Source organism: Nonomuraea sp. NPDC048901, from assembly GCF_040649695.1.
Taxonomy (GTDB): Bacteria; Actinomycetota; Actinomycetes; order Streptosporangiales; family Streptosporangiaceae; genus Nonomuraea.
In genome coordinates, this window is record NZ_JBEZFW010000004.1 from 343,403 (window position 1) to 367,217 (window position 23,815).

The 23,815-nt window shown below is 67.1% G+C and carries 17 protein-coding genes, 1 tRNA gene and 4 CRISPR repeat arrays; of the genes, 10 read left to right on the forward strand and 8 right to left on the reverse strand.

The annotated features are described in order from the left end of the window. Together cas1e and cas2e are read left to right on the forward strand one after the other, a co-directional pair. A complete protein-coding gene (cas1e, locus tag AB0C30_RS15360) occupies positions 1-966 on the forward strand; it encodes a type I-E CRISPR-associated endonuclease Cas1e (protein WP_357943659.1) in 966 nt (321 codons plus the stop codon). Beyond that, positions 963-1,313, forward strand: coding sequence for a type I-E CRISPR-associated endoribonuclease Cas2e (gene cas2e, locus AB0C30_RS15365; protein WP_357943661.1), 351 nt, complete (start codon positions 963-965; stop codon positions 1,311-1,313). The genes cas1e and cas2e overlap by 4 nt, the downstream gene beginning before the upstream one ends. Positions 1,314-1,456: 143 nt before the next feature. Further along, positions 1,457-2,761: direct repeats of the CRISPR family, unit length 29 nt; unit sequence GTGCTCCCCGCGCACGCGGGGATGGTCCC. 544 nt (positions 2,762-3,305) lie between these two features. Here cas2e and AB0C30_RS15370 read toward each other — a convergent pair. Further along, a complete protein-coding gene (locus AB0C30_RS15370; protein WP_357943663.1) occupies positions 3,306-3,719 on the reverse strand; it encodes a GntR family transcriptional regulator in 414 nt (137 codons plus the stop codon). Positions 3,720-4,966: 1,247 nt separating this feature from the next. Then, a CRISPR array of direct repeats spans positions 4,967-5,422; the repeat unit is 25 nt; unit sequence GGGACCATCCCCGCGTGCGCGGGGA. Positions 5,423-5,933: 511 nt separating this feature from the next. On the opposite strand from AB0C30_RS15370, the gene AB0C30_RS15375 reads away from it, so the two are divergent. Both AB0C30_RS15375 and AB0C30_RS15380 read left to right on the forward strand, forming a co-directional pair. Next, positions 5,934-6,242, forward strand: coding sequence for a hypothetical protein (locus AB0C30_RS15375; protein ID WP_357943665.1), 309 nt, complete (start codon positions 5,934-5,936; stop codon positions 6,240-6,242). Continuing rightward, entirely contained in the window at positions 6,242-8,185 is a 1,944-nt protein-coding gene (locus AB0C30_RS15380) for a hypothetical protein (protein ID WP_357943667.1), read from the forward strand. Before AB0C30_RS15375 ends, AB0C30_RS15380 begins: the two co-directional genes overlap by 1 nt. 10 nt (positions 8,186-8,195) lie before the next feature. On the opposite strand, the gene AB0C30_RS15385 is transcribed toward AB0C30_RS15380, so the two are convergent. Further along, on the reverse strand, positions 8,196-8,678 hold the full coding sequence (locus AB0C30_RS15385) for a hypothetical protein (protein WP_357943669.1): 483 nt from the start codon (positions 8,676-8,678) through the stop codon (positions 8,196-8,198). A gap of 532 nt (positions 8,679-9,210) precedes the next feature. Next, positions 9,211-10,034: a CRISPR direct-repeat array (repeat unit 28 nt; unit sequence GGACCATCCCCGCGTGCACGGGGAGCAC). Positions 10,035-10,434: 400 nt separating this feature from the next. Continuing rightward, positions 10,435-12,050: a CRISPR direct-repeat array (repeat unit 28 nt; unit sequence GGACCATCCCCGCGTGCGCGGGGAGCAC). Between the two features lie 301 nt (positions 12,051-12,351). Then, positions 12,352-12,427 (reverse strand) — tRNA-Arg (locus AB0C30_RS15390). 1,236 nt (positions 12,428-13,663) lie between these two features. On the opposite strand from AB0C30_RS15390, the gene AB0C30_RS15395 reads away from it, so the two are divergent. After that, positions 13,664-14,689 (forward strand): D-alanyl-D-alanine carboxypeptidase family protein, encoded by a 1,026-nt coding sequence (locus tag AB0C30_RS15395; protein WP_357943671.1) that lies wholly within the window; start codon positions 13,664-13,666, stop codon positions 14,687-14,689. A gap of 34 nt (positions 14,690-14,723) precedes the next feature. Here AB0C30_RS15395 and AB0C30_RS15400 read toward each other — a convergent pair whose 3' ends face one another. Together AB0C30_RS15400 and AB0C30_RS15405 are read right to left on the reverse strand one after the other, a co-directional pair. Further along, positions 14,724-15,170 (reverse strand): SAF domain-containing protein, encoded by a 447-nt coding sequence (locus AB0C30_RS15400; protein ID WP_357943673.1) that lies wholly within the window; start codon positions 15,168-15,170, stop codon positions 14,724-14,726. 203 nt (positions 15,171-15,373) lie between these two features. Beyond that, a complete protein-coding gene (locus AB0C30_RS15405; protein ID WP_357943675.1) occupies positions 15,374-16,180 on the reverse strand; it encodes an S-methyl-5'-thioadenosine phosphorylase in 807 nt (268 codons plus the stop codon). A 109-nt stretch (positions 16,181-16,289) separates the two neighbouring features. On the opposite strand from AB0C30_RS15405, the gene AB0C30_RS15410 reads away from it, so the two are divergent. Continuing rightward, a complete protein-coding gene (locus tag AB0C30_RS15410; protein WP_357943677.1) occupies positions 16,290-18,263 on the forward strand; it encodes a DHA2 family efflux MFS transporter permease subunit in 1,974 nt (657 codons plus the stop codon). Here AB0C30_RS15410 and AB0C30_RS15415 read toward each other — a convergent pair. The 3 genes from AB0C30_RS15415 to AB0C30_RS15425 form a co-directional block, all read right to left on the reverse strand. Next, positions 18,260-18,577, reverse strand: coding sequence for an FmdB family zinc ribbon protein (locus tag AB0C30_RS15415; protein ID WP_357943679.1), 318 nt, complete (start codon positions 18,575-18,577; stop codon positions 18,260-18,262). The genes AB0C30_RS15410 and AB0C30_RS15415 overlap by 4 nt on opposite strands. Before the next feature lie 68 nt (positions 18,578-18,645). Beyond that, positions 18,646-20,151, reverse strand: a complete 1,506-nt coding sequence (locus tag AB0C30_RS15420) for a potassium/proton antiporter (RefSeq protein ID WP_357943681.1) — start codon at positions 20,149-20,151, stop codon at positions 18,646-18,648. A gap of 24 nt (positions 20,152-20,175) precedes the next feature. Then, on the reverse strand, positions 20,176-20,736 hold the full coding sequence (locus tag AB0C30_RS15425; RefSeq protein WP_357944574.1) for a 5-formyltetrahydrofolate cyclo-ligase: 561 nt from the start codon (positions 20,734-20,736) through the stop codon (positions 20,176-20,178). Positions 20,737-20,769: 33 nt separating this feature from the next. Between AB0C30_RS15425 and galU the strand changes: the two genes are divergently transcribed. The 4 genes from galU to AB0C30_RS15445 are packed head-to-tail and all read left to right on the forward strand — an operon-like array spanning position 20,770 to position 23,786. Beyond that, positions 20,770-21,672: a UTP--glucose-1-phosphate uridylyltransferase GalU gene (gene galU / locus AB0C30_RS15430; RefSeq protein ID WP_357943683.1), complete on the forward strand. Its 903-nt coding sequence runs from the start codon at positions 20,770-20,772 to the stop codon at positions 21,670-21,672. Further along, positions 21,659-22,846, forward strand: coding sequence for a gephyrin-like molybdotransferase Glp (glp, locus tag AB0C30_RS15435; RefSeq protein WP_357943685.1), 1,188 nt, complete (start codon positions 21,659-21,661; stop codon positions 22,844-22,846). The genes galU and glp overlap by 14 nt, the downstream gene beginning before the upstream one ends. Then, positions 22,843-23,310 (forward strand): cyclic pyranopterin monophosphate synthase MoaC, encoded by a 468-nt coding sequence (moaC, locus tag AB0C30_RS15440; RefSeq protein WP_225296114.1) that lies wholly within the window; start codon positions 22,843-22,845, stop codon positions 23,308-23,310. The genes glp and moaC overlap by 4 nt, the downstream gene beginning before the upstream one ends. Then, entirely contained in the window at positions 23,307-23,786 is a 480-nt protein-coding gene (locus AB0C30_RS15445; protein WP_357944577.1) for a MogA/MoaB family molybdenum cofactor biosynthesis protein, read from the forward strand. Before moaC ends, AB0C30_RS15445 begins: the two co-directional genes overlap by 4 nt. Positions 23,787-23,815 lie beyond the last annotated feature (29 nt).

Below are 23,815 nucleotides of genomic sequence, written 5' to 3' on the forward strand. Positions count from 1 at the left end.
GTGGCCACCGTTGGACAGCGTGGCCAGTCCTCGCCGCGCGAGCTCACCCGAATGGGAGACCGCATCTCCTTTATTTACCTGGAACGATGCGTTCTACACCGCGAACACAATGCCATCACGGCTGAAGATGCCCAGGGCGTCACCTACATTCCCGCTGCCACAATAGGCACCCTGCTGCTCGGCCCCGGAACCCGCGTCACCCACCAGGCGATGACCCTGCTGGGCGACAGCGGAGCAGGCGTGGTGTGGATTGGCGAGCAAGGGGTGCGCTTCTACTCCGGCGGCAGGTCGCTCAATCGCTCGGCCTCCCTCGTCGAGGCGCAAGCGACTAAATGGGCTAACCGCCGTACCCGGCTTGATGTGGCCCGTGAGATGTACCGCATGCGCTTTCCAGAGGAAGACCCGGCTGGTCTCACCAGACATGAACTTCTCGGCAGGGAAGGGCGCAGGGTCAAAGAGTGCTACCGCCGTCAAGCTGAGAGAACGGGCCTACCTTGGAACGGCAGGATCTATATTCCTGGTGATTTCAGCGCAGGCGATCCCGTGAACCAGGCGGTCACCGCAGCTGCCCAATGCATGTATGGAATCGCTCAGACCACGGTTGCCGCACTAGGTTGCGCGCCCGGTCTCGGTTTCATCCACTCTGGGCATGAACTGGCCTTCGTGCTGGATGTCGCTGACCTCTACAAGACGGAGATCGCTATTCCGATCGCTTTCGATGTGGCTGCTGATAGCCCTGAAGATGTCGGCTCTCGCACACGCAGAGCGATCCGCGACCACGTCAACAAGCTCAGTCTGCTGAAGCGGTGTGTGCATGACATCAAGCACCTGGTGCTGCTGGACGACGCTCAAGCTGACCCTGATAGCACCGACATCGACCGTGTCACGCTTCAGAGCGACCACGGAGCAGAACTGGAGTCAGGCCGCAACTATGCTGAGGATGACATCCATGAGGTCCCCTGGTGACCGTCATCGTTCTCACCCGATGCCCTACAGGACTTCGTGGCTTCCTCACTCGATGGCTAATGGAGATCTCGCCTGGTGTATTCATCGGAGGTCCTTCTGCACGGATCCGAGAAGCGTTGTGGCTTGAGGTCCAGAAGTACGCCGACACGGGACGAGCGCTTCTCGCCTACACCACCGATAACGAACAAGGCTTCACCTTCGAAACCCACGACCACAAGTGGCATCCCATCGACCACGAAGGCCTCATCCTGCTACGTCGGCCGAAGAAACAGCCCGAATCTAGTGCAGCCGCCACCCCCCGGAACTGGAGCAAAGCCGCCAAACGGCGCAGATACGGCCAACGGTGATCGGTAAGAGCAAACACGGTCTCGTTCCGCGTCATGCTCCACCCGCGAGAGCGGGTTACTCCTGACGGGTTCCCCTAATGTCCGTTTCTGCGGAAGTACTCGAAAATGGCCTCTGCGGTTCCTAACTACGCAGGTCACAGAGGGTGCTCCCCGCGCACGCGGGGATGGTCGCCGGGAATGACGTGCTCGCGGGCACGGCGCAGAGTGCTCCCCGCGCACGCGGGGATGGTCGCTGGGGCACCGTCGTACGTGCCGGGTCGGATGAGTGCTCCCCGCGCACGCGGGGATGGTCGAAGTCCTGATGGGGCTCGGGTCGTGGAAGCTGTGCTCCCCGCGCACGCGGGGATGGTCCCGACAACATCGACTGGACCGAAGAACCCGACTTGTGCTCCCCGCGCACGCGGGGATGGTCCCTCGTCCGCACCCCCGACGAAGCCCCCGACCTGGTGCTCCCCGCGCACGCGGGGATGGTCCCGCGACCTGGCCAGGGCCCGAGCCCACGCCGAGGTGCTCCCCGCGCACGCGGGGATGGTCCCGCGACCTGGCCAGGGCCCGAGCCCACGCCGAGGTGCTCCCCGCGCACGCGGGGATGGTCCCGGTCCGAGCAAGACATCGCCGAGGAGGACTGAGTGCTCCCCGCGCACGCGGGGATGGTCCCAGAGGAGTTCCAGCATGGCACACAAGCCGTGGGTGCTCCCCGCGCACGCGGGGATGGTCCCGATGCCGAGCATAAGGTCATGACCGCGCAGAAGTGCTCCCCGCGCACGCGGGGATGGTCCCGCCGGCGGGCTCACCGGAGCGGCGGGCCGGCGGTGCTCCCCGCGCACGCGGGGATGGTCCCACGTGCAGAGGCTCTCATCCACCTCTATCGCGGTGCTCCCCGCGCGCGGGGATGGTCCCACGGTGAATTTCGCGACGGTGGCGGCGTTGTTGTGCTCCCCGCGCACGCGGGGATGGTCCCATGCTCCGCGCCCTGGAGCGCTGCCAGCCCTCGTGCTCCCCGCGCACGCGGGGATGGTCCCCGGGATCTGGGCCAGGAGCTGGCCGTCGCCCGGTGCTCCCCGCGCACGCGGGGATGGTCCTCACGTAGCACCGGCCCCGCGTTGTGAGGGTCAGTGCTCCCCGCGCACGCGGGGATGGTCTCTTTCCGGTTCGGGCGCCTGAATTCGCATGAGGGTGCTCCCCGCGTACGCGGGGATGGTCCCCAGACTTCGTCACCCGCCTCCAGATGGACTCGGTGCTCCCCGCGCACGCGGGGATGGTCCCCAGGGTTACGGCGACGAACGCCACCAGTCCCAGTGCTCCCCGCGCACGCGGGGATGGTCCCTGCGCGCGGTACTCCGTGGCGCCGCCCGACTCGTGCTCCCCGCGCACGCGGGGATGGTCCACCCACCCCGAGCGGGGGCAGTGGACGAGTCCGTGCTCCCCGCCGCACGCGGGGATGGTCCCAGGAACGGCAGGGCGAACCTCAGATAGAGGCTGTGCTCCCCGTGCGGGGATGGTCCCTAATCGGAATTCATGGGGAAGAATGGCACGAGGTGCTCCCCGCGCACGCGGGGATGGTCCCGGCAAAGCGAAGACCTTCAAGCTAAAGGCAGTGTGCTCCCCGCGCACGCGGGGATGGTCCCACCGTGTGGCCCGCAAGCGGGCCATACGCGGGGTGCTCCCCGCGCGCGGGGATGGTCCCGGCTCGATGTGCAGCAGGTCGCCCAGGGTCAGGTGCTCCCCGCGTACGCGGGGATGGTCCCTCGAAAACGAGCGGCGGCCGAGTCGAGCGGCAGTGCTCCCCGCGCAAGCGGGGATGGTCCAGCCGGCAGGGCCCCAGCACGGACCATGCGGGGGTGCTCCCCGCGCACGCGGGGATGATCCCAACCCGATCAATCCCATGTACCGGGTCGGCCTGAGACCCCCTTCGGGGGCATTTTTGGCCGGGGTCGTCGCCAGCATCTGCTGACTCTGCCTTGCTCGTTGTCTGAGATGTCAGGCCGTTTGTCATCTTTCTGCACCCCAAACGAGGGCTGTCCGGTCGGCCGGCAGGATGCGGTTGCCCTTGTGCGGCTGGCTGAGGACGAATACCGGAACCCCCTCGGGGATGTCCAGCTCCCTTCGCTCGTCTGGGGAGGGCATGCGAGCGGTGACCTCTGCTGGCCCCTCCACGATCACCCGTTCGACGGGGGCCTGTGGACGTACGTAGGAGCCTTCACGCTTCACGGTGACGATCAGTCCCTCGCTGCGCAGAACCCCGAGTGCCTGCCGTACGGCAACGCGGCCGAGCTCGTACTCCTGCATCAGCCGGCCCTCTGACGGGAGTGCCTGGCCAGGTGTGAGCCGTCCCGCTGCGATGTCCGCGCGGATGATGTCGGCGAGCTGCCGGTGCACAGGTCGATCGGAACCGAAGTCGATCACAACACGTCATCATCACAACCCCACTACCTCATAAGAGCTTGTAGGCATATGCTCATAAGGAATGAGCAGCAGGAACGTTGCCACATCAAGGTAGGGGAGGTTGCCGCTATGCCTGAGCTTCTCGGTCTAGAGGCAGATGCCTGGCCTTGTCCAAGACTCTCCGCCCACCCGCCAGGCCGCAGCACCGCCGCCACCACGACGCACATCGACTGGACCAAGGAGGAACCGGTCCGCCAGCGGATAGTGGACTACACCTGCTCCTGCCGCGCACTCGTCTATGAGCTGCTGAGCTGCGGCGGCCACTACATGATCCGTCGCACGCACCAGACCGCGTCTCCCAAGGTCTTCTACGCCGGGCCATGGCCACGGGCCGTGGCAGAGCGCGTTTGGATGATGATCCTCACGGGTGAGGCTTGCTGATGGCACCGGTCCGTTGGTCGCTCCATGGCGGAGCCTGGGCGCAACCAAATCGAGAGCGGCAGGTAGGGCCGCCTCGCCCCATGCCGGGCCGCAGCACGGAGGTGAAGCACGGATCCTCGACGAGGCCGTGGTCATCCCTGCTGATGCTCTGTCGTCTTAGCCTTGAGTCCGTCGTTGCTCGGCAAGGGAGCCTCATGACTCAAGGCAAAGCTCAGCCCGCCTACGCCACGCTGGCAAGCGACCTCCGCCAGCGGATCACGACAGGGGAGTACCCGCCTGGCGGGATGACAGCAGCGGGATAACGACGCCCACGGCCGCGCCCGCTACTCCTGACAGGCCCCGTCCAGCCCCTGCTCCACGGTCGCCCGCTACGGATCGAACGGCTCCTTACGGGCGTCCTCCCAGTTCACCTCGGCGGCCTCCGCGCCGATGAAGACCGTGTCGCGGTGGGCGTCGAAGTTCCAGGCAAGAACGGCCATTGCCCCTTCCGATGCGACCCGGCTCACTGGGCAGGCCGTGGACGGAATCCACAACCCGACCGTAGGTCGCCGTGGCCAGATCGAGGAAGAGCGTTGTCACCGCCGTCACCGCCGTCGCGGGCGCTAGGAAGCATCGTCTTTACGGGGACGCGCTCGCCGAGCCATCCGCCAGCCTGTCGCCACTTCTGACCGATAAGCGTGTCCGAGCCGTATTCACCCCAGCTCTCCCCGCAAACCGTGTAGAGGTCGTCGTAGCCGATGATCTCACTGTGCGACACCCAGGGCGTCGTACCTGGACCCGCCCTGTTAGCGACCAGCCTTTACCGCAGCGCCCACCCGCGAACTGTAGGGACCATCCCCGCGTGCGCGGGGAGCACGTGCGGTGGCGCCACATCATGCGGTCCTGGTCGGGACCATCCCCGCGTGCGCGGGGAGCACCACAAGGGCGAACTCGTTGACTACCCGCTCGAGGGACCATCCCCGCGTGCGCGGGAAGCACGCGAGCGTGACCGTGCCGCGGCGGCCTCCACGGGGACCATCCCCGCGTGCGCGGGGAGCACAGGTCCAACAATGTGCACCCAGTTCAGCACAGGGGACCATCCCCGCGTGCGCGGGGAACACAGCCCCTTGTACGGCTGCCAGCGCGGCGCCAGGGGACCATCCCCGCGTGCGCGGGGAACACTGACGGTGGCGGTGGGAAAGCATGGAAGGCAGGGGACCATCCCCGCGTGCGCGGGGAACACTTGTACGGGCTGATCAGCATGGAGACCGTGGAGGGACCATCCCCGCGTGCGCGGGGAACACACTCCACGACCTGCGTAGTTAGCGGCCGCAGGAGCCATTTTCGAGCACTTTCACTGAATCGGACATTATGGGCATCGCTGTTATGTACTGGCTTTCGAAGGTAGGGCATAGGCGCGGGACACGGAGGCCCGCTGGATATTGTCGGGCATCACGAATCGGTTGATGAAGGGCGCTAAGCGGGCGTGTGGTGCGTGCCCGCGGGTCCGCTCATACCGTGGGTCTTGCCGACGGCGCTACGGAAGGCCCCCGGCTGTCGCCTAAGGACGTTGGCCCAGCCGATTGCCGGATCCCAGGCGGGGGCGTCCGACGGCTGATGTCCCAAAGTCGATGACAGCAGCCAGTCTCCCGCCGTCGATTGCTGGCCGAAGCCTTCCTCCATGCGGCTATACCGTTTCGCAATAGCGTCACTCCTCCTTTATGGCAAGCCTCAAGCCAGATCTCTTGCGGAATGCCATAAAATCGGTCTAACGTACTAAGTCGGTATTTCTCGGATGACGCCCGGGAGATCTTCGTGGCTGAGGTCATGGTCCCCAACCCGCGACACGTACGCCTGAAGCAGTTGCTCGCCCAGGCCGAGGATGAGGCCCGCCAGCTACGCCAGGCGTATCTTCCGGCCATCCACGCCATGTCCTCCGGCACGGTATGGACCGGCCCTACTGCCCGTAAGTGGTCCGCCGACCTGCAGGAACGCCAGCATCAGCTACTCCGCATCGCGCAACGAGTGACCAGCGCTGTCGAAGAGGAGCTGCGCCATCACCCGCCCATGGTCACCGAGACCATGGCGAACGCCATCCGCCACGGGCTGGCCGGGCGCTCGTAATGACAAGCTCTGCCAACGAATTCTGCGGCATCGATCCCGACGCGATGGATGGAATGTCACGTTCTTTGCAGAACGCGACAAACCGCCTAGGCGACTTCTACCATGAATTCGATCAGCTTTTCCGCGCAAACGGTATCAGCACCGGACCTCTGCGGGAGATTCTCGATGTCTCCAAGTGGAGCGAAAGCCAGATCTCCATGCTCGCCTACCGCAGCCAGACGATCCGCGAGCTGGGCAAGGGGGCCGGCGCGGCCTTCCTGATGCTCCCCGACCAACTCGCCGCCTTCGATGACGCTCGCGGGCTGGCCAACATGTACAGCCAGGGCATCGTGGGCAACGGCTCCGCCGACCTCCAGGCGCAACTGATCCACGAACACGCCGATGAGATAGCCAAACTGGCGGACAACCCGCAGGCCGCCGCCGCTTTCTTCGCCATGCTCTCTCCGGCCGTACGCGACGCCCTGCCGAGCCTGATCGTCGCCACAGGCAGCAAGACCGCCAAACAAGACCTCGCCGCCTTCAGCAAGGCCCTCGGCGCCGCACTACGCGCCCCGGCGAGCGTGCCGGCCTTCGAGCGGTTCAAGAGCGACTTTCTCAAGCCCACCACCAAGAACGCCGCCTGGAACCGATTAGCCCTCCTCAAGGGCGCCAACGCCCCCACCGCGTACCGCACCGCAGCAGCCCGTGCCCTGGTCTTGGACGCCTTCGTGGCTAATCCGCAGCAAAGCCTCCGCGCTGGGAGCAATACACAGACCCAGGCCCTGGGCATCCCGTCGGACCTCGTAGCACTCGGATTGGAAGTACTGGATGGCGACGGTGCGGCCGTCCGGGCCACCTTCGCCGCAATGGGTACTCCGCAGTCCAAGCTCACCCAGCCCGAGAAGATGCAGCTGTTCATCAACTACGCCAAGGGCCCCGGCATCGAGGAAGAGGTCGCCGACGCCTTCGGTAGAGTTCTTGCGTCCGGCGCGGAGGTGAAGGCAGAGCAACCCGGTAAACACTCCGCTGACGCCGCCGCCTTCGCTCTCGACGCGATCAAAGCGACCAGCGCGTACCGAGAGAAGCTACCCGGTGCCGCTCGGGACTCGATGAGCCTGATCGCCCAGTCCTACATCCACGAACTGACCACAGGCGGCCGCTTCGACAAGGCCATCGATCGGTCATCAGGAATGGGACATCCACCGGAGTGGATCGATATCCCCGGCGTCACCCCCGGTTTCTACCTCAGCCCAAAAGACACCTTCAATTTCCTGCGCACCTTTACCGGCGACGAACGCCTCACCAAGGAGTTCGACTCGGCCATGGCACGGTTCTACCACGACACGCTCGTGACGACAGCGGGCCTCGACGGGAAGAACGCGACTACCCACTTCGACGATGCTGCCAAGATGTTCGGCGATTTTGCCGGGATCGAGTTCCAAGCGGCGTCCAAGGTACGCGGGCAGGCCGACGCCATCGACGCCCTCGTCCTCGACATGGTCAAGAACACCGCCGCCCTGGGCATCGACAAAATTCCGGTAGCCAGCCAGGCAGTCGACATGGGATGGACCGTGGCCAAGACCTATGCCGTCAGCAGGTTGCTCGACGGATGGGTAGCCAGCTTCGAGACTCGGGTCGAGAAACTCGATGCGGAGCGTGTCGATTACGTCGTACGCCAGAGGTACGACATGTCACGTCTCCTTCACGAGGGCGGCTTCCCCTCCACGCCCCCTCCTGACGAGCTGGTCAGCAAGGAGACCGGCCATCTCAAGACTTACGACGAGATCCTCAAAGAGGCCAAGCGGGACGCGGCAGGCGGCGACGTGGAGAAGGTCCTGAGAGACAAGCTCTCGGTCTTTGAGCACTGGACGGACGCCAACCAGAAGTTGGACGGGAAGATGGAAGACGCCTCAAGATTCACCACAAGTACCCTGACCAAAGAGTTGATCGAGAAATGGAGCTGACACCTCCGACTCAACGCGCGAGGCAACGAGATTCGGCCCGCAATCGCCAGGTCGGCGGCTCCTCATGGACCTCCACTGTCACGGTGATGCCGAGCGCCTCCTTCGTTCCGTGGATGGTCCGGCCTGTAAGTTGGTCCACTTGTGCGGGGTCGAACGTCACGTCATAGCCGAAGCGAGGCAGCCGCAGAGTATCCTCCATCAGGCGCTGAGCTCGGTCCAGATAATTATCAACTGGTTCGTTGGCGCGCGTGTAGTCCGCCGTTGCCTCTAGTACTCGTTTGAAGTGCCCGTCTCCGCAAGAGATATCGGTGTCCGGCCTTGCGATGATGTGCAGCTTCTTGAGCGGGTTCTTGAAAACGTCGTCTGTCTCCAGAGCATGGGTGTCCTTCTGCAACTCGGTCGCCGCATCATCAAGGGATGGCGCTGACGAGCAGGAGACCAAGGAGAGCACGCCCAGAAGGAAGATCGCTAAGAGGCAATATGCCGCGCGCATGCAGTACCTCCATTGGCGCCCAGACGGTGCATCAATCCTGACCCGAAGTCGGCGGGGCGGCTACCGCTTCTGGAAAGCTGCGACGCCCCCTGTAGGCCATTCTTAACGGCTACCGCGTCGCGTCGGCCTCCGAGCGGGCTCGGGCGAGCCGAGTCTCGGCGAAGGTCTGAAAATCCCACACCAGCGGATCGTTGCCGTATCGCGCGAGCTGGTTGACGAACTCCCGGACGTAGCGCTGGATGCGTGCCGATCGCAGGTCGCCACCGTGGTGACCACCTCGCGCGCTATCGCGCTGCCCTGTTCCAGGTCGCCGCAGGCCACGTGACTGGAGGCCAGGATGATCTGTACGAAGGACAAGCTGCGTACGTACAGGGCCTCCGACAACTCCACGTTCTCCAGCACCCACCCGATGGTGATGTCCGAGGTCGCGGATGCAGTGCGCGAACTCCGCCGCCAGCTCGGCCTCGTCGAAGTACTTCAGCCACACTGGATCGTCCTCAGGCATACGCCGCTCGAACCTGCGCGCGTAGGGGACCACATCCCCGCGTGCGCGGGGACCACGGGGCATTCGCGTCGTACGGCATGGGGCTGCTGGGACCATCCCCGCGTGCGCGGGGAGCAGACCTCCTCTGCTAGTGGCTCCCACTGCAAGTAGGGACCATCCCCGCGTGCGCGGAGAGCACCCCGCGATCTTGTTCTGCTGGGCCTCATCCACGGGACCGTCCCTGCGTGCGCGGGGAGCACTGGCTGGGCGACTCCGACGACAAGGGCGAGGTGGGACCATCCCCGCGTGCACGGGGAGCACCCGCAGCTCGCCATCAACCTCGCCCACGAGTCGGGACCATCCCCGCGTGCACGGGGAGCACGTCGGGGTGGCGGGCTGGGCGGAGTCGAACCGGGGACCATCCCCGCGTGCACGGGGAGCACCTGTACGTCGAGGTCCTCGCCGACGCCAGCAAGGGACCATCCCCGCGTGCACGGGGAGCACCTCCACAAGCGCCTTGCTTCCTCCAGGGCTAAAGGGACCATCCCCGCGTGCACGGGGAGCACTTGAGGTGCACCGGCATGGCCACGGTCCAGTAGGGACCATCCCCGCGTGCACGGGGAGCACCTGCGACCAGGTGTCTTGGACCATTGACCCGGAGGACCATCCCCGCGTGCACGGGGAGCACGTCTTCGAACTCGTCGAGGCGCAGCTTGACAGGGGGACCATCCCCGCGTGCACGGGGAGCACTCGAACTCCAGCTTCGGCGCGTCTGGGCTCTGCGGACCATCCCCGCGTGCACGGGGAGCACCCGGACGGCACCGCCCAGGGGCGCTTCCCTGGGGGACCATCCCCGCGTGCACGGGGAGCACCCTGAATGACCTGCGCACTTAGCGGCGCCGGAGGCCATTTTCGAGCACTTTCACCGAAACGGGCACTTCGGACATATTGCCGTCGACTTCCTAGGTAGGGCATTTGAAGGTGGAAGATCTTCTGGCGCGGTCGGTCATGGCGATGCGGGTCGATACAGGGCTGAGGAAGAGTGAAGCACTGTGCGCACGCATTTGGCACGATCAATCGCTAACGATCAGTTACAGCGGGACGGTACGGATACGCAAAGAACCCCCAGACTATGGAGTCGTTCCAGGCATCCAAGAACAGCCGCACGCCAGGACCTCGCCCGGGCGCTTACCGCTTCCGAGGCGCTGGAGTAACGATGAGGTCGGCGTTGGAGGGTGTCTTCCTACCCTCGGGAGGGACACCGACCCGGGCGGGCCATCCCCGCGTGCGCGGGGAGCACATCGGCATCGCGACCACGCTCCAGGAGTCCGAGGGACCATCCCCGCCTGCGCGGGGAGCACCCCGCACCTGCGAGCAGTGCGGCGCCGCATATGGGACCGTCCCCGCGTGCGCGGGGAGCACTCGGACAGCGGGTCATCCGCCGACGGCTGGTCTGGACCATCTCCGCGTGCGCGGGGAGCACACCCACCAGCTCGGCAAGGTGTCGGGCGGCACGGGGCCATCCCCGAGTGCGCGGGAAGCACACGTCAGGGTCGACGCTCTCGCGCGAGCCGCTGGGACCATCCCCGCGTGCGCGGGGAGCACTGCTCCCAGCAGGCCGGCCGTGACGTGTGGCAGGGACCATCCCCGCGTGCGCAGAGAGCACACTTCAATACGAACCTTTCGATCCTTAATGCTGGGACCATCCCCGCGTGCGCGGGGAGTACTGATCCGGTGTAGCTCCCAGGGACTTCCACTGGGGACCATCCCCGCATGCGCAGGGAGCACTACCGCCTCATGTGGCTCCTAGAGGCCGGTATGGGACCATCCCCGCGTGCGCGGGGAGCACATTTTGAGACCATAGCGATAGCCGAACATTCCGGGACCATCCCCCGCGTGCGCGGGGAGCACGGCCGCGGCCATGCGGCGGTGGACGCTGCCTGGGGACCATCCCCGCGTGCGCGGGGAGCACACCAATTGGCTCATAACGGTCGTCTCGTAGAGGGGGCCATCCCCGCGTGCGCGGGGAGCACGCTGACTCCGACGCCCTGCTTGACAGCAGGTCGGGACCATCCCCGCGTGCCCGGGGAGCACCTCGGCCTGGAGCCTGGCGTGGACCTGCTGACGGGACCATTCCCGCGTGCGCGGGGAGCACCGGGCGATCATCTGCCCGAGCACGGGGGACTCGGGACCATCCCCGCGTGCGCGGGGAGCACAGCGAGTAGGACGCGATGAACAGGACCATCCGGGGACCATCCCCGCGTGCGCGGGGAGCACGGCGACAGCGAGATCCGGTCCGCCCCCGCCGCGGGACCATCCCCGCGTGCGCGGGGAGCACCCGACGACGACTTGCATCGTGGACAGGAAGCCGGGACCATCCCCGCGTGCGCGGGGAGCACAAGTTCGCCCCCTACGTCGAGGGGCTGGGGTCGGGACCATCCCCGCGTGCGCGGGGAGCACTCGGAGGCCGCATCCCAGCGGTAGGCCGGGGAGGGACCATCCCCGCGTGCGCGGGGAGCACAAGCCCTTGATGGTCCGGGCCAGCATCATCCGGTGGACCATCCCCGCGTGCGCGGGGAGCACGGGTAACACCCTGGCGCCCCCGGGACCGCAGCGGGACCATCCCCGCGTGCGCGGGGAGCACACTGGGGGGACCCCCACGAAAGCGTGAGGCGGGGGACCATCCCCGCGTGCGCGGGGAGCACAGTGAGCGAAGCGGGTTGACGTTGCCGTCGTAGGGACCATCCCCGCGTGCGCGGGGAGCACATGCAGCGCCAGACGGCGGCTTCCCGCTCCGGGGGACCATCCCCGCGTGCGCGGGGAGCACCGGGCCGACGCCGCTGAACGGAAGTTCGCCGAGGGACCATCCCCGCGTGCGCGGGGAGCACCCTGAATGACCTGCGCACTTAGCGGCGCCGGAGGCCATTTTCGAGCACTTTCGCCGAAACGGGCACTTCGGACATATTGCTATCGACTTCCAAAGGGGCATTTGAAGGTGTGACGGTCTTCTGCGTGGTCGGTCATGGCGACGCGGGTCGATGCAGGGCTGAGGAAGAGTGAAGCACTGTGCGCACGTATTTGGCACGATCAACCGCTAACGATCAGCTACAGCCGGACGGCACCGGACGCACAAGGAAGCCCCTGACTGGCGTTACCGCTGGTCAAGGGGCTTCTATGGCTGGTCAGGTCTGGTGCCCCCGGCAGGATTCGAACCTGCGGCACCCGCTTTAGGAGAGCGGTGCTCTATCCCCTGAGCTACGGAGGCGGACCCCGTAAGCCTAGCGAAACTACGGCAGTGTGTGGGACGCAGGGCGGTCGTGAGTTTGGCTGGGCGGGTCATGGGTGCTCTGAGCTGCAGTAAAGGCATGGCAAGCGATCAGATTGTTGCGCATCCCGCGTCGATAGCGTCGGGTCTGTGACCAGAAGGCGACGTAGTCAGGTGCGTAGGCGGCCTGTCGTGTTGATTGCGGCTGTGTTGGCGCCGGGGATCCTTGCTGGCGGGTTGTTGGCGGGGGAGCTCACCGGCTATGAGAGGGCGGCGGCGCAGCGGGGGATGCGGGCTGGGGTTGGGGGGTGGGTGGGGTTTGAGCCGGTTTTGATGCCTGCGCCTGCTCGGCCTGAGCGGTGGTACGAGGGGGTGGTGCCGGCGGCTGTGCGCGATGCCGCGCCGAAGCCGAAGTCGCAGGAGGACGAGGCAGAGGTGGTGATGCCCTCTCCTGCGCCTGTCGTCGTGGAGCGAGGTACGGCTGAGCCTGTGCGTACGGAGCGGGCGTGTGCGGGGGAGTGGGTGGATACGTGGCTTTGGAAGTCTTGTCGGGAGCATGGGCGGCGGCCCAAGCGGGGGGTGACCGGACTCAAGCGGGAGGCGGCCGGCCCCAAGGGAGAGGTGACCGAGCCCAAGCGGGAGGCGGCCGGGCTTAATCGGGAAGTGACCGAGCCCAAGCGAGAGGTGACCGAAGGGGGAAGTGATGGAGGGAGCGAAGGCGGAAGCGAGGGAGGGGAGGTGGATGTTTTGGAGTGGTGGTGGCCTGCTTGATGCGTTCGCTGAAGATGGTGCCGTTCCGACTGTGCTGGCCTCGTCTGAGTGTGTATGGCTCCGCTTGCCTGTGAAACCGAGTACGCGTTGATCCGACCGTGAGGGGTGCGGCAGTTGCCTGCCCTGCCACCCACCCCAATGGATGCCCCACATGACCGCCGCGCCACCCCCAGTGCCATCACATGCCCCACTGAGCCATATGCCCGTGAGGATGCACCAGCCGCACAGGTGGGCTGATCTGTCCGTGATGTACCCGTCCTACCTGCGACGACAAGCCCATGAAGGCAGCCGCGAAGGCAGTTGGGCGTACAAAGTGGTTCTTTCGCGGTCATAACAGCTCTTCAGAGTTCGGTCCGGGCACTCGGAGGGCTGTAGTAACGTGCGTGCCGGACCCTGGTAACAGAGTTGCAAACGGAGGAGTCGACGGTGCCATCCCCTCGGTCAGCGGGTCTGATCGCGGTTGCCATGGCCATGACTTCCCTGGTCATCCTGCCTGCGGCTACGCCTGCCCACGCCGAACGGCGGGATCCGGCGACCCTTACCGAGCTTCGCAAGGAGGCCGAGAAGTCGGCCAAGGAGCTTGAGGACGCGACCAAGGCGCTGGAGAAGCGTCGTAGCGACATTGCCGCCTCTGAGAAGAAGCTGACAGCGACGCTCACCACGCTGCAGGAGGCGGAGAGGAAGCTTGCCGTGATTCGGCAGCCGGTGGCGCAGATGGCGGAGTTGTTGTACGAGCAGCCTGTCGGTGGTGATGGGGTTGCGCCGTTCCTGTCCGGTGATGCTGACGCCGGGACGTTGCGGGCCATGACCAATACCGCTCATATCGTGGCTAATCGGCAGCAGGTGGTTGAGCAGACCAGCACGCTCTACAAGGAGACGGAGCGGCTGGCCGGCGAGGCGCAGGAGTTGCGGGCGTCTAATCTGCTGGCCGAGGCGCAGATGGCGGTGGAGATCGACACGCTCAGGCAGCGGTCGGACAAGATCGTGAAGTCGTTGACCGCGGCGCTGGTGAAGATGGGCATCAAGGTCGACAAGGTCGGGCGGGCGGCGCTGGGGTGCAATCCGTTGCGGGCGGCGACGGCCAACTCCTATCCCAATGGGTTGATCCCGAAGGCGATGTTGTGTCCGTTGCAGCAGAAGGGGCAGAGCCTCAGGGCTGATGCGACGATCGCCTTCGTCAGCTTGAATGAGGCTTATCGGAAGCGGTTCGGTAAGCAGATGTGTGTGACCGACGCGTACCGCAGCCTGGCTGAGCAGCAGTCGGTTTACTATCGGCGGCCGGGGTTCGCGGCGGTGCCGGGGCGGAGCAACCACGGTCTCGGGCTGGCCGTTGACCTCTGTGGTGGGGTGGAGCGGTTCCGGTCGGTGGAGTTCGTCTGGATGGAGAACAACTCCAAGAAGTATGGGTGGTTCCATCCGTCCTGGGCCTATAGCAGCCCGTTCGAGCCGTGGCATTGGGAGTACGACCCCAAGAAGGATTCCGTTCTCTAGGCAAGGTCTGTCTCGGCACAGCCGGTTACGGTTGCTACGGGTGGGGCTTGATGGTGATGGACAGGCGGCCGCCTGCCTGGGCGGCGGCCAGTTGGCTTGCCTGTGATGGGCTGGTGGCCAGCACGATCAAGGCGCCGTGGTCGTCCTCGGCCTTGGGGATGGTTACGACGGTGACGTCGTCGGCGATCAGTTGGGCCGGCTGGCCCTCCCAAGCCGCCAGGACGCCGATCGTCGAGCCCGGGGTGATCAGCTGGGCCGTGTCGGCGTCGGCGATGCGCACCGGCGCGGCCACGGTGCCGGATGGCAGTGGGAGCGAGTGGAGCAGCCGTACGTCGGTGAGGGGCTCGCCGCGGCGCATGGCCCCGGCCAGCATGCGGCCGACGGCGCCCGAGCGGATGGCGCCGTACGGGGGTGGGTTGAGGGCGGCCGGGCGGAGGTCGCCCGGTTTGAGGATGCCGGGGGAGAGGTCATGGGTTGCCACCAGTACGGAGGGGGCGTGAGTAGGGCGTAGGGCGATATATGCGGAAAGGACGCCGATGCCAGCCGCCATCGCAGCAACAAGCCGCCGCCGACGACGCCCAACCCGCCCAACCCGCCCAAGGCGCCCGAGCCCTCCGAGCCGTTCAGCCCGCCCCGCCGAACCGGGGCGGGCGAGCCCCGGCCAGCCGCCCGCAGGGCTCCCACTCACGGCAGTTCGAACGGCAGCTTGATGCCGTCCAACGCCGACCCACACGGGCACGACCGCTCACTCGGCAGCCCCTGCACGGCCTCCGCCACCAGCCCCCGCATGCGTGTCACATTCCGGGCGAAGAACTCCAGCACCTCCTCATGCGTCACGCCTTCGCCGGCCTCGACCCCGGCGTCGTGGTCGGTCACCAGCGACAGCGACGTGTAGCAGAGCGCCAACTCCCGAGCCAGGATCGCCTCAGGGAAGCCGGTCATGCCGACGATCGTCCACCCGTTGCCCGCAAACCAGCGCGACTCCGCCCGGGTCGAGAAGCGCGGGCCCTCGATCACCACCAGGGTGCCGCCGTCTACCGTGGCCCAGCCGCCCGCCCGAGCGGCCGTCACGGCCACGGAGCGGCCCGAAGGGCAGTAGGGGTCGGCGAAGGACACGTGGACCGCGCCGTCGATGTCGTAGAAGGTCTGGACCCGTCCAGACGTACGGTCGATGAGCTGATCGGGGATCACGATCGCGCCCGGCCCGTGCTCGACCTGGAGCGAGCCCACGGCGCTGGGCGCGAGCACCTGGCGGACGCCGAGTGAGCGCAGGGCCCAGAGGTTGGCCCGGTAGGGGATGCGATGGGGTGGAAAGCGGTGATCCCGCCCGTGTCGGGGGATGAACGCCACGGGGCGCGAGCCGATGCGCCCGACCGTGACCACGTCGCTGGGCGGCCCGTAGGGGGTGGCGACCTCTATCTCTTCCGCGTCGTCGAGCAGGGAGTAAAAGCCCGAGCCGCCGATGACGCCGATGTCTGCACGAGTGAGCATGGCGCCGAGATTAGCGGCATTGGTGGAGGGGGAGCAGGGGCTGAATGGCGTTCTGTGGATAACTTACTTCACTGCGTTAGCACACAAGTGCGAAGAGTAGTATCTTCGCATGCGGCAAAAGGGCCTCGTCCTCATCATCGTCGCGCTCATGCTCGGTCTGCTCCTCGCGGCGCTCGACCAGACGATCGTGTCGACCGCCCTGCCGACGATCGTGAGCGACCTCGGCGGCCTGGAGCAGCTGTCGTGGGTGGTGACGGCCTACCTGCTCGCCTCGACGGTCTCCACGCCGCTGTGGGGCAAGCTGGGCGACCAATACGGCCGTAAGAGGCTGTTCGTCGCGGCCATCGTCATCTTTCTCATCGGCTCGGCGCTCTGCGGCCTGAGCCAGAACATGAGCGAGCTCATCTTCTTCCGCTCGATCCAGGGCCTGGGCGGCGGCGGGCTCATGGTGCTGGCCCAGGCGATCGTCGGCGACGTCGTGTCGCCCCGCGACAGGGGGAAATACCAGGGGTTCTTCGGCGGGGTCTTCGCGGTGTCCAGCATCGTGGGGCCGCTGCTCGGCGGTCTGTTCGTCGATCATCTCAGCTGGCACTGGGTGTTCTACATCAACCTGCCCATCGGCGCGGTCGCGCTGTTCGTGATCGCCACGGCGCTGCCGGGGGATCAGACGCGGACCAAACACAAGATCGACTATGTGGGTGTCGTCCTGCTCGGCGGTGCCACGTCGTGTCTGGTTCTGATCGCCACCGGGGGTGCCGCCGTGAGCCCGATGATCATCGGGCTCACGGTGGCGGCCGTCGCCCTGCTCGTTGGGTGGGTGCTCGCCGAGCGGCGGGCGGCGGAGCCGGTTCTGCCGCTCGGCCTGTTCAGGAACAGGGCGTTCTCGATGACGGCGTTCGTCGGGTTCGTGGTGGGGTTCGGGATGTTCGGCGCGCTCGCGTACCTTCCGCTCTATCTGCAGGTGGTTCACGGGGTCAGCGCGACGCTGTCCGGGGTCTATCTGCTGCCGATGATGGCGGGGATGTTCACGATGTCCATCTTGAGCGGTCAGATCATCGCCAGGACCGGCAAATACCGCTTCCTGCCCATCGCGGGCACGGGGGTGGCGACGGCCGGGATGTTCCTGCTGTCCATGGTGACCGAGCACACGAGCCTGTCGGCGCTGGGCCTCTACCTGCTGGTCCTGGGTGTGGGGCTGGGGATGACCATGCAGGTGCTGGTGATCATCGTGCAGAACGCGGTCGACTTCAAGGACCTCGGTGTGGCCACGTCGGGGGCGACGTTCTTCCGGATGATCGGCGGCTCGTTCGGCGTCGCCACGCTCGGCGCGGTCTTCACCGCCCGGCTCGACGCCGATCTGCGCGAGTTGCTGACCAGGACCAGGCTGCCGCCGGCCTTCGATCCGGCGCGGGTCCAGCAGGATCCCACCACCATTCAGCGGCTGCCGGGCCACCTCGTGGCTGCGTTTCTGCACGTGTACGCCGACGCGATCGCCGCCGTCTTTCGGGTGGCGGCGCCGGTGATGTTCGTCGCTTTCCTGCTCAGCTGGCTGATTCCGCAGCAGCGCCTCAGAGAGACGACCAAGGCGACCGACCTGGGCGAGGGGCTGGGCGCCACGTCGGCGGAGCGGTCGTCGCTGGCCGAGGTCGAGCGAGGTCTCGTACGCCTGGCGGACGCCAACCTGCGCAGGGGCTTCTACGAACGGGTGGGCGACTTGGCCGGTTTGACCGGCGTACCACCGCAGGGCGTCTGGATCGTGGCCAGGCTCGGCGGCGAGGGCTGGGTCAAGGCCGCGGACCTGGCGGCGCGGGCGAACGTCAGCCGTGAACAAGGCCGTCCCTATGCCAACCAGCTGATAACGGACGGCCTTGTCGAACGGTCACCGGACGGCGACTCGCTGCGGCTCACAGAAGACGGCCAGCGGGCCGCGCTGAGGCTGCTGCGCTGCTCGAGCGAGGGATTGAGCAGACTCGTCGCGGACTGGGGCGCGCACCCCCAGCTGGAGCAACTCGTCGAACGAGTTGCCCCGGCCCTGCTCGGCGTCAACGCCGATTGCCCACGCCAGCAGCGTAAAGGGCGCTAGGAGGTGGCGGAAGCGGCCGCGGGGGCCGGAGTCGTGGTGGACTTCGACTCGGCCGGCTTGGACTCAGCGGGCTTGCTCTCGCTCGACTTCCCGTTGGACGAGGACGAAGAGGAGGTGGTGGACGAACCAGTCGAACTGGCCCGGTTATCCGTACGGTAGAAGCCCGATCCCTTGAACACGATCCCGACGGCGGAGAACACCTTGCGCAGGTTCCCCTCGCAGGCCGGGCAGACCGTCAGCGCATCGTCGGTAAACTTCTGAACGACTTCGAGCTGCTCACCGCAGTCGTTGCAGGCGTACTGGTAGGTCGGCACGCGCTCCTCCTTCAAGTTCTGGCACTCGAGCGATGCGACTGCTAATGGTAACCGATTAGGTCAAACGTCTATTCCGAACCGCGTTCTCCGTACCATCCGGCCAGCTTGCCCCGGCGGCTGACGGCGCGCATGCGGCTCTCGACCTCGTCGCGGCAGGCCGCGGTGGCGACCACGAGCAGCTGGTCGTCCGCCCGGACCCGGGTGGTGGCCGAGGGGACGAACGATTTGCCGTCGCGGACGATGAGCGTGACGGCGGCCCCGGCCGGCAGGCGCAGCTCGAAGATCTCGACGCCGTGCAGCTGGGAGCCGGGCGGCACCTTGATCTGCAGCAGGTCGGCCTTCAGCTCCTCCAGCGGCGCCGACTCCACCTCCAGATCGTGCGCCTCTCCGGGGGCGGCCACGCCGAGGATCCTGGCCACGAACGGCAGCGTCGGCCCCTGCAGCAGCGTGAACACCATCACGATCACGAAGACCTCGTTGAAGATGTCCTTCGAGCCCGCGACACCGGCCGCCCAGGGGATGGTCGCCAAGACGATGGGGACGGCTCCGCGCAGGCCGGCCCATGACAGGAACGCCTGTTCGCGCCAGTTCGTCCGCCCGAGGCGCAGCAGCCGGGCCGCCAGCGCGCTGACCATCACGGACAGTGGCCTGGCCAGGAGCACCAGGACCGTTCCCGCGATGAGGCCCTGCACGATCGCCGACGGCATCTCCTTCGGGTCGGCCAGCAGCCCGAGCATCACGAACAGCCCGATCTGCGCCAACCAGGCGGCCCCTTCCGCGAACCCCCTGGTCGCCGCCCGGTGCGGCAGCCGCGAGTTGCCCAGGATCAGCGCCGTCAGGTAGACGGCCAGGAAGCCCGAGCCGTGCAGCAGCACCGCGCCGCCGTACGAGACGAAGGTCAGCGCCAGGACAGCGATCGGATACAGGCCTGATGCGGGCAGGGCGACGCGGCGCAGGGTGTACGCGCCGGCGGGCCCGATGGCGAGGCCGACCGCCGCGCCGATGACCAACTCGGTCCCGGTTTGCAACAGGAACGAGCCGAGCGACGGCGGCGAGTGAGTGGCGGCGCTCAGCAGCACCACCGCGATCACCGTGGGCGCGTCGTTGAAGCCCGACTCCGCCTCCAGCACGCCGGCCAGGCGCGGCGGCAGCGGCAGCCGACGCAGCACCGAGAACACGGCGGCCGCGTCGGTTGAGGCCAGCACCGCGCCGAGGATCAGCGCGGAGTTCAGGCCGAACCCCAGCAGCCCCTGTACGGCCACCGCCACCACCAGGATGCTGACCGCCACCCCGAGGGTGGCCAGGATCAGGGCCAGCGGCACCGAGCGGCGCACGTGGCTCCAGTTCGTGGTCAGACCACCCTCGGCCAGGATCACCGCCAGCGCGCTCAGGCCGATCTGCTGGGCCAGCTCCGGATTGTCGAACGGGATGCCGAACCCGGCCTCGCCCAGGACCAGACCCAGGCCGAGGAAGAGCAGGAGGCTGGGCAGGCCGCTGCGATGCGCGATGCGGACCGAGGCGATGGCCGCGATGACGATCGCGGCACCAAGGAGAAGCCAGACATCTAGCGTCATCTGGCCCCCTCCTGTGTGTTTCCTTCACATAAGCCTAGTGAGTCCGCTGGGTGTGATCGCCCAGCGGACCTGCTGATCGTGTGGTTCGGCCGGTACGTCGTCGATCAGCTCACCGTCATGGAGAAGGGCGACAGTCGGGACGTTCGGCCCCACTCTGGACAGAGCGCGGTCGTACGAGCCACCGCCACGGCCGAGCCGTACCCCCGAGTGCCTGTCCACGGCGAGAGCGGGGACGATCACGAGGGCGGCCGTGCGGACCGCGTCGACGCCGCGCCGGGTGTCGACCGGCTCCATGATCCCGAAGCGGCCGGGCGCCAGCGTGTCAGGACCGTCATAAACCGCCCAGTCGAGGTCGTCGTCCTCCCGCAGCACGGGCAGCATCACGGTCGCGCCGTGCTTCCACAGCGCGAAAACCAGCCCGTGCGTCCCCGGCTCCGAGCCGACGGACCAGTAGCAGGCCACCAGCCCGGCCATCTGTACCCACGGCTGATCGAGCAGTGTTTCGCGGACCTTCGAGGCGTTTATCCGCAACTGCTCCGGGGAGAGGAAGCTACGCGCTGAGAGCAGCTCGCGGCGCAGTTTCATCTTGTCCACAGATACCTCCACTAGGGTCTACTCATGGCTGACTTCGACCCTGTGACGAAAGCCGTCGTGCCCGCCGCAGGTCTGGGCACCCGATTCCTACCAGCGACGAAGGCGACACCCAAGGAGATGTTGCCCATCGTCGACAAGCCCGCGATCCAGTATGTCGTTGAGGAGGCGGCCTCCGCCGGGCTCCTCGATCTCCTCATGGTCACCGGCAAGAACAAGCGGTCAATCGAGGACCACTTCGACCGGGCGTTCGAGCTGGAGGAGGTGCTGGAGGCCAAGGGCGACGAGCATCGGTTGTCCCAGGTCCGCGAGCCGGCCTCCCTGGCGACCCTGCACTACGTACGGCAGGGCGAGCCGAAGGGGCTCGGGCACGCGGTCCTCTGCGCCAAGCAGCACGTCGGCGACAACCCGTTCGCCTGCCTGCTCGGTGACGACCTCATCGACCACCGCGACAAGCTGCTCGACCGCATGATCCAGGTGCGCAACACCTACGGCGGCAGCGTGATCGCGCTGATGGAGGTGCCCAAGGAGCAGGTCTCGCTGTACGGCGTGGCCACGATCGAGGCCACTTCCGAGTCCGACGTCGTACGCGTGACCGACCTCGTCGAGAAGCCGCCGGTGGACGAGGCGCCCTCAAACTGGGCGATCATCGGGCGTTACGTGATAGACCCGGCGGTCTTCGAGGTGCTCGAGAACACCCCGCCGGGCCGCGGCAACGAGATCCAGCTCACCGACGCGCTCCGTACGCTGGCCGCGCGCGGCACCGAGGAGGGCGGGCCGGTCCACGGCGTGCTGTTCCGCGGCCGTCGCTACGACACCGGCGACAAACTCGACTATCTCCGTACGGTCGTGAAGTTCGCGGCCGACCGGCCCGACCTGGCGCCCGAGTTCGTGCCGTGGTTGCGGGAGTTCCTCGATGAAATCAGTTGACGCCCATCTGGCCGAGATCCTGGCCACCGTGCGTCCGCTGGCCCCACTCGAACTCGACCTGGAGCAGGCCCTCGGCGCGACGCTGGCCGAGGAGGTCGCCTCGCCGGTGCCGCTGCCGCCGTTCGACAACTCGGCCATGGATGGCTACGCGGTACGTGCGCAGGATGTCGCGGATGTCCCGGTCACCCTTCCGGTGATCGACGATGTGGCCGCCGGGTCGAGCGAGCTGCGGGCGGTCGGTCCCGGGCATGCCGTCCGCATCATGACGGGGGCGCCCCTGCCCGCCGGCGCCGACGCCGTCGTGCCGGTGGAATGGACGGACGGCGGTACGGTCTCCGTCACGATCGACCGCGCTCCCACGGTCGGCAACGCCATCCGCCGGGCGGGCGAGGACGTACAAGCCGGTGAAGTCGTCCTCAAACCGGGCACGGTGATCGGGCCCGCGCAGCTCGGCATCATCGCCGGGGTGGGCCGCCGCCGCGTCATGGTACGGCCGCGCCCTCGCGTCGTGGTCCTGTCGACCGGCGCCGAACTGGTCGAACCCGGCATGCCCCTCGGCCCCGGCCAGATCTGGGACTCCAACAGCGTGACCCTGACCGCCGCCGTACGCGAGTCCGGCGCCGAGGGCTTCCGCGCGACCACCGTCGGCGACGACCCCGCCGCCTTCCTCGACCAGCTCGACGCACAGCTCATTCGCGCCGACGCGATCGTGACCAGCGGCGGCGTCTCGATGGGCGCGTACGAACCGGTCAAAGAGGCGCTCACCCCGCTCGGCACGGTCAACTTCGAGAAGGTCGCGATGCAGCCCGGCATGCCGCAGGGCTTCGGCGTCGTGGGCGAGGACCAGGTGCCGATCTTCGCGTTGCCCGGCAATCCGGTCTCGTCGTTCGTCTCTTTCCTGCTCTTCGTACGGCCGGCGCTGCAGAAGATGCGCGGCCTGCCCGTGGACCCGCCGGAGACGGTGTCCGCACGGGTCACCGGGCCGTTGCGGTCACCGTCGGGGCGGCGGTCGTACCTGCGCGGTGTGCTGTCGTCCGACGGCACCGTCTCGCCCGTGCGCGGGCAGGGCTCGCACCAGCTGGCCGCGCTGGCCTCGGCCAACGCGCTGATCGTCGTACCCGAGGACGTGACCGAGGTGCCCGCCGGGGCTGTCGTGGAGGTGACCCGGTTTTGACGGAATTCACCCATCTCGATGAGACGGGCGCCGCGCGCATGGTCGACGTGTCCGGCAAGGAGGTCGGGGCGCGTTCGGCCACGGCCACCGGGCGGGTGCTGCTGTCGGCCGCGGTGGTGGAGCTGCTGCGGTCGGGTGAGGTGCCCAAGGGCGACGCGCTCGGCGTGGCGAGGATCGCCGGCATCATGGGCGCCAAGCGGACGCCCGACCTGATCCCGCTCTGCCATCCGATCGCGCTGCACGGGGTCAAGGTGTCGCTCGACGTCGAGGATTGGGGGGTCGCCATCACCTGCCGGGTGAAGACGGCCGACCGTACCGGTGTCGAGATGGAGGCGCTGACGGCGGTGTCCGTGGCGGCGCTCGCGTTGATCGACATGGTCAAGGCGGTCGATCCGGCCGCGGTGATCACCGATGTGCGGGTGGAGGAGAAGGTGGGCGGGAAGACCGGGCTGTGGACACGGTGATCCGGGCGCTCGTGGTGACTGTGTCGAATCGCGCATCAGCCGGGATTTACGCCGATAAATCGGGACCGCTCCTGGTTTCGTTGCTTTCGGAAGCCGGGTGTTCCGTGGAGGGGCCCGTCGTGGTGCCCGATGGGGAGCCGGTCGAGGCCGCACTCCGCGATGGCGTTTCGGCAGGGTACGCGGTGATCGTGACGACCGGCGGGACCGGTCTGACACCGACCGATCTGACGCCGGAGATGACGGCTCGGGTGATCACCCGCGAGATTCCCGGGATAGCGGAGGCCATCCGCCAGGCGAACCGCGACAAAGTGCCGACCTCGATCCTTTCCCGTGGTCTCGCGGGCCAGGCGGGCGACACGTTGATCGTCAATCTGCCTGGATCCTCCGGCGGCGTACGGGATGGTGTGGCCGTACTCGCTCCCGTCCTTCAGCATGCGGTCGATCAGATTCGTGGCGGTGACCACCCTCGCCCGTAGCGTGCGGAGAGTCACCGCTGCTGATCCGT

Bases quoted from the DNA above. Each gene is read 5' to 3' on its own strand.
- AB0C30_RS15380 (WP_357943667.1), top strand. From the start codon at position 6,242: ATGACAAGCTCTGCCAACGAATTCTGCGGCATCGATCCCGACGCGATG.
- AB0C30_RS15385 (WP_357943669.1), bottom strand. From the start codon at position 8,678: ATGCGCGCGGCATATTGCCTCTTAGCGATCTTCCTTCTGGGCGTGCTC.
- AB0C30_RS15395 (WP_357943671.1), top strand. From the start codon at position 13,664: ATGGCCATGACTTCCCTGGTCATCCTGCCTGCGGCTACGCCTGCCCAC.
- AB0C30_RS15405 (WP_357943675.1), bottom strand. From the start codon at position 16,180: ATGCTCACTCGTGCAGACATCGGCGTCATCGGCGGCTCGGGCTTTTAC.
- AB0C30_RS15410 (WP_357943677.1), top strand. From the start codon at position 16,290: ATGCGGCAAAAGGGCCTCGTCCTCATCATCGTCGCGCTCATGCTCGGT.
- AB0C30_RS15420 (WP_357943681.1), bottom strand. From the start codon at position 20,151: ATGACGCTAGATGTCTGGCTTCTCCTTGGTGCCGCGATCGTCATCGCG.
- AB0C30_RS15425 (WP_357944574.1), bottom strand. From the start codon at position 20,736: ATGAAACTGCGCCGCGAGCTGCTCTCAGCGCGTAGCTTCCTCTCCCCG.
- galU (WP_357943683.1), top strand. From the start codon at position 20,770: ATGGCTGACTTCGACCCTGTGACGAAAGCCGTCGTGCCCGCCGCAGGT.
- glp (WP_357943685.1), top strand. From the start codon at position 21,659: ATGAAATCAGTTGACGCCCATCTGGCCGAGATCCTGGCCACCGTGCGT.